The 5,614-nt window shown below is 33.0% G+C and carries 4 protein-coding genes and 1 rRNA gene; 3 read left to right on the forward strand and 2 right to left on the reverse strand.

The genetic code is table 11. The annotated features are described in order from the left end of the window. A partial coding sequence (locus tag J7K39_07720) for a hypothetical protein (GenBank protein MCD6179777.1) occupies positions 1–1,394 on the forward strand: 1,394 nt, incomplete at its 5' end. Here J7K39_07720 and J7K39_07725 read toward each other — a convergent pair. Next, positions 1,378–2,139 carry a C40 family peptidase gene (locus J7K39_07725; protein ID MCD6179778.1) on the reverse strand — a complete coding sequence of 254 codons (762 nt, stop codon included), beginning with the start codon at positions 2,137–2,139 and terminating at the stop codon, positions 1,378–1,380. The two genes, J7K39_07720 and J7K39_07725, sit on opposite strands and share 17 nt — an antisense overlap. 178 nt (positions 2,140–2,317) lie before the next feature. Here J7K39_07725 and J7K39_07730 point away from each other — a divergent pair, with 178 nt between their 5' ends. Together J7K39_07730 and pip are read left to right on the forward strand one after the other, a co-directional pair. After that, positions 2,318–4,309 carry an HDIG domain-containing protein gene (locus J7K39_07730; GenBank protein ID MCD6179779.1) on the forward strand — a complete coding sequence of 664 codons (1,992 nt, stop codon included), beginning with the start codon at positions 2,318–2,320 and terminating at the stop codon, positions 4,307–4,309. A gap of 153 nt (positions 4,310–4,462) precedes the next feature. Next, positions 4,463–5,398: a prolyl aminopeptidase gene (gene pip, locus J7K39_07735; protein ID MCD6179780.1), complete on the forward strand. Its 936-nt coding sequence runs from the start codon at positions 4,463–4,465 to the stop codon at positions 5,396–5,398. Positions 5,399–5,511: 113 nt separating this feature from the next. On the opposite strand, the gene rrf is transcribed toward pip, so the two are convergent. Beyond that, positions 5,512–5,614, reverse strand: a 5S ribosomal RNA gene (gene rrf, locus J7K39_07740); the annotation flags it as partial.

Here is a 5,614-nt window from a genome sequence, read left to right on the forward strand (position 1 = left end):
TAAACGGAAAATTAAATAGAAATTTTACTTTGGGATTGCATATAAAACATTTGTCGAGTAAAGCTTCGGTAGAAGATTATGGGTATTCAGGCTTTAGCAAAAGTGGGGCTGAGGTTTGGACTAAGAAAATAGGAGCTAAGAATGTGCTTTGGATAGCAGGCTTTTATCAACGTGATGCATTTCATTACTATGGTTTTATGCCCAATGATTTCACAATAAATCCTGATGACTATTATTGGTTGGTTCCATATACACCTCCCGATTTTAAAGCAATTTCCAAACAAGTTTTTTCTGATGCAGGTTTAAAATTTAATCTATTAAGTACTGTAAATAGAAAAAAGGAAAGTTATAAAATAGATGGCTCGTATCGATATTTTTGGGATAAATTTAATAATAGAGAGAACATTATAAATTTAAGTGGAACTTATCAACGGCCAATAGATTTCTTGGGTTTAAGAAATCAAACAACGGGAGTTGGTTTAGATACAGAAGTTGCTATTACAAATTGGGAAGAAACCACTCAGCAGGAAACTCCAAATTCGGTAAATACGGTTTTGAATGTTCCTCAACAGTTTTTTCATGGTAAAGTAGATTTACAGTTATTTTACAATATTCAGTTCGATAGGTTTGATTTTAAAGCAGGTGGTGTTATTAGTGCCGGTTTGGATTCAACATCAACTATAAAAGTTTATCCTGATTTCTCTTTAGATGTTAATGTGTTTAAAAATATTTTAGACGTTTATGTGCAGCTTGATGGTGGTTTAATCAGCCCTTCGTATTATTCGCTTAGTCGAGAAAATCCGTTTATGTCTGCATTTCAATCATTGGAATATACAAGTCGTACTTACCGATTAAAAGGAGGTTTAAGAGCAAATATTTTAAATAAAGCCGATATTCATTTGTGGGGAAGTACAGAAAGTTTGCAAAACGATATTTTCTTTGTCACTGATACAAGCGGACTTTATAACAATCAGTTTAAACTGATTTATGATGATGTTGATTTGTTCCAAATTGGTGGAGATGTAAAGTTTAGTATCGCTGATGTTTTGGTAGGTTTGGAAATGATGTATCAACAATACACAATGACAAACGAAATACAAGCTTGGTATAAGCCGAGATGGAGTGGCCGGATTGTTGCCGATTATTGGTTATACGATAATTTAAAATTGAAAATGGCATTAAAAGGTCAGTCTAGTGTTTGGGCAAATGATGGTTTAAATGTACATGAACTTGATTCTTGGTTCGATTTAAGTTTAGGTGCAAATTATTATTTTAACAAAGAACTAAATGCATTTATAAGTTTAAATAATATCTTATCTCAGAACTATGAGTTATGGTATAATTATCCTGTAAAAGGATTTGGAGCAATGGTGGGTGTTAGCTATGCGTTTTAATCAACCTTAACTTGTGAGAATAGTTTTTTGTTTCCTCATTAAAAATTCCCTGATGATCAATCGTGTCGATTCTCACTTTTCCTGAAGCGTGGATGATTTTATTGTTGTTGAGGAGTATTCCAACGTGTGTTATTTTTTCTTCCTCATTATCGAAGAAAAGCAGGTCGCCAACTTTTGCCTCCGATAAAAAACTTAGTGTTTTTCCTTGTGTTGCTTGTTGTGAAGCATCTCGCTTTAGCTTGATGCCTACAATTTTGTAAACACTTTGTGTAAAACCAGAGCAATCAATACCGAAAGGAGTTTTCCCTCCCCATAAATAGGGTGCATTTAGATAAGTTTTGGCTATAGTTGTAATTTTATTGCTATTTTTCTCTGAAAATGAGTTAAGCGATAAGCTATTCTCAAACCTATAATCGCCAACTTCAAATGAATTCATAGATGGAAAAGAGCTGGCGGGTAATACCGGATAAAAATCTCCATTCAGAATAAGTTCTCCGGATTTATCATTTGTATATAAGGTGTTTTTTAATTTATTGAACTCTTCAATACTAATTGCGATTTGTTGTTTGTTGTCAATCCATCCAATATAATTATCAAATGCATTTTTAATCTGAAGCCAGTTGTCTTTAGTGTCAAGCACCTCAAACACATCTCCAAAAAGTAGTTGGGTAGTCATTTGACTTAAATCTGATGGTGTTTCCCGAACAGGAATAACACTTAAATGACAAAATCCGTAGTGTAACATATTTATCTTTTTCACAAATTTAGCTAAAATTGTTGGTGTCGGTTTTATTTCCGAACTTTGAGGCAAATAAATTCAGCTAATAATCATTTTATCTCTGTATATTTTGAAATTTTTTAATAAAATCTTATTCTTCTTTCGCTATCGTTATCAAATTATCTATAGGGTATTAATTACACTGTTGACTGTAACTGTAATAGTTATAAGCTTACCAAAAACAGTTAGGTTTAATTATCAATATGTGCAAGGTTTGCCATGGGCATATGGCGAACTTATTGCTCCATTCGATTTTGCTATTTTGAAAACTAATGAGGAGTTAACTAAAGAGAAAAATCAGGTTTTGGAGCAGCTGATACCGTTTTATTCTTACTCAAGGGATATAACTGATTCTATGCAGCTGATACTAAAAAATAATTTTGAAGATAAGTGGACAGTTAAATATCAGAATTCAGAGCAATTGTTGAAAGAACGAACATTCGGTGTAGTTCAGCAGTTATTTAAAAATGTTTCTTCAAAAGGGATACTTAGTTCAAAAGAAATTGTACCCGATAAGCAATATATCAATATTCTTACCGGAAATAATGCGAATAGAGTTAGTTTAAAAAAGGTTTATACTTTGCAAACAGCTCAACTTTATTATCAATCAGAAATTGAGAATAGAGATACTATTGATAAGAGTTTGGCTCTTGATGTACTGCAAAATAGTTTATTTATAAATTTAAGTTATAATCACGAAACCACTGTTAATGAAGAGAAACGCTTACTCAGCCAGTTATCTTTAACACGAGGATTGGTGCAAAAGGGAGAACGCATCTTATCGAAGGGAGAATTGGTTTCAGCTGCAAAATTTCAGATACTATTTTCTCTGGAAAATGAGTTTAATAAACAGTTTGGAGGTTCAAAGAAGTTTAAGAATATTCTTTTTGGACAAAGTCTTTTAGTATTGTTTTCTATAGGTTTACTCATAGTTTTTATATGGTATTTCAGTCCGGAGATATTAACCGATAGCAGAAAAGTGATGCTTATATTAAGCTCTATCCTTATTGTTGTCATCCCTCTAAGTATTTTAATTCAGACTGCTAACGAGTATGTTTTACTTTTTCCCTTGGCATTATTGCCTTTGGTTTTACGTTCTTTTTTTGAAGAAAAGCTCAGTCTCACAATACATCTGATTACTGTTCTTATTATGTCTGCTTTTGTTCCCAGAGGATTTCAGTTTGTGTTTTTGCAGATTATTGTAGGTATTGTTGCTGTTGTGGGAGTAAAAAATTTACATAAACGCGGACAGGTGTTTATCACATCTCTATTAATATTTTTGAGTTATGTCTTGGTATATTTTATACTTCTTCTTGTTATGGACGGTGGCTTGGCGAAGTTCAGTATTTTTACGGTATTTTTATTTGCTATTAGCTCGATATTAACACTATTTTCTTTCCCGCTTATCTATTTCTTTGAAAAGCTATTTTCTCAATTGACCAATATCAGTCTGCTTGAATTATCAGATATGAACTCTTCACTTTTACGTGATTTGGCACGTAAGGCTCCGGGAACTTTTCAACATTGTATTCAAGTTGGGAATATGTCTGAGGCAGTTATTCAAGAAATAGGAGGGAATCCATTGCTTGTTAGGGCTGGTGCACTTTACCATGATATTGGAAAAACTTATAATCCGCGTTATTTTATAGAGAATCAAATTACTGGGCTTAATCCTCATGATGAACTAAGTTATGAAGAAAGTGTTAGTTTAATAAAAGGGCATGTCGCATTAGGAATTCAACTAGCTAAAAAGCATAATATTCCGGATCCCATTATTGATTTTATTCGAACGCATCATGGGAACAGACGTGTGGAGTATTTCTATCGGAATGCTGTAAAAGATCTTGGTGAAAAAGCTGTTTACGAGGAAGACTACACCTATAATGGACCTATTCCTTTTTCTCGCGAAACTGCTGTTCTGATGATGGCTGATTCAGTTGAGGCTGCTTCTAGAAGCATCACAAGACCAGATGAAGATAATATTGGTCAGTTAGTAGATACAATTATAGATGAGCAAATTAAGGCTAATCAGTTTATTAATTCTGATATTACCTTTAGGGATATTAGTACTACCAAGAAGATTTTTAAACGGTTTCTATTAAATATTTATCATATCAGAATTGAATATCCGAAATAGAGGAAAGCTATTTGTTTTTTTATTTACTAAATTAGTCCCTTGTTAATGTATCGTATTTATACACGAAGTCTTAGTACTAAATTGGTAACTACAGCTGTTCAATTTTTTTTAGCTAATGCTAAGTAATCAAATCAAATAATATAATCTTAAGTTATGGCAACAATAAATAATAATCAAGCTTATAAGAATGGCTATATTAACGTTTCAGATAATCACTCCCTATATTTTGAACTATATGGAAATCCAAATGGAATTCCAGTATTGTTTTTGCACGGGGGACCCGGTGCAGGATTCTCAGATAAAGACAAACAATTTTTTAATAAAAAAAGATATAATGTCATTTTCTTTGATCAACGGGGATCATCCAGAAGCAAACCATTTGGTTCTATTGAGAACAACACCACACTAGACCTTATTGGTGATATCAATAAAGTACTTGATGATTTAGGTTTTAAAAGCGTATATGTTTTTGGTGGTTCTTGGGGAAGCACTCTTGCTTTGGTGTATGCCATTCATTCTCCGGCACGTGTTAAAGGTTTAGTTTTGCGGGGTATTTGGCTAGCCAATAAATATGGACTTGACCATTATATAAATGGTGGAATAAAACACTTCTTTCCAGATGTTTGGGAAAGGTTCGCAAAATTGGTACCCGAAGGAGAAAACCCTGTCAATTACTATTTAGATAAAATGTTATCTAATGATAAAGAGATTAGCAATAAGTATGCTTATGAATGGGCTTATTATGAAATGTCGTTTTATACAATAAATAAAATATCAGACCCGGATGAATCATTAAAAACCTTTTCATTTAAATCAATGGCGATACTTGAAGCTTATTATATTAAAAATAATTGCTTTCTATCGGAAGATTTTATTATTAATAATATTAATAAAATTACAAATATTCAAACTTCAATAGTACAAGGCAGATATGATTTTATCTGTCCTCCAACACAAGCGTTCAGATTGCATTCCAAATTAAAGAACTCAACGTTGAATATTACGAATGCAGGACATTCTTCTTCCGATTTGGAAAATAAAAAGACATTAATCAGTGAACTCAGAAGAATAACGACTGCTAGAAAGTAAAATGCAAAGTATAGTACCCCTAATTGGACACTACCTAAGAAGTATCAACAAACATTTCAGTTTAAGGCAAAAAAAAGCCCCAAATCCAGAGGAAAAGGGGCGATTTTAAAAAAGGGAGGCGACGACTTACTCTCCCACCTGTTAGGGCAGTACCATCAGCGCAGGCAGGCTTAACTTCTCTGTTCGGAATGGGAAGAGGTGAACCCTACCGCCATA

It is taken from the genome of Bacteroidales bacterium (genome assembly GCA_021157585.1).
GTDB lineage: Bacteria > Bacteroidota > Bacteroidia > Bacteroidales > UBA12170 > UBA12170.

What these genes read in the sequence shown, in the direction of transcription:
- J7K39_07725 (MCD6179778.1), bottom strand. Translation starts at nt 2,139, where the DNA reads ATGTTACACTACGGATTTTGTCATTTAAGTGTTATTCCTGTTCGGGAA.
- pip (MCD6179780.1), top strand. Translation starts at nt 4,463, where the DNA reads ATGGCAACAATAAATAATAATCAAGCTTATAAGAATGGCTATATTAAC.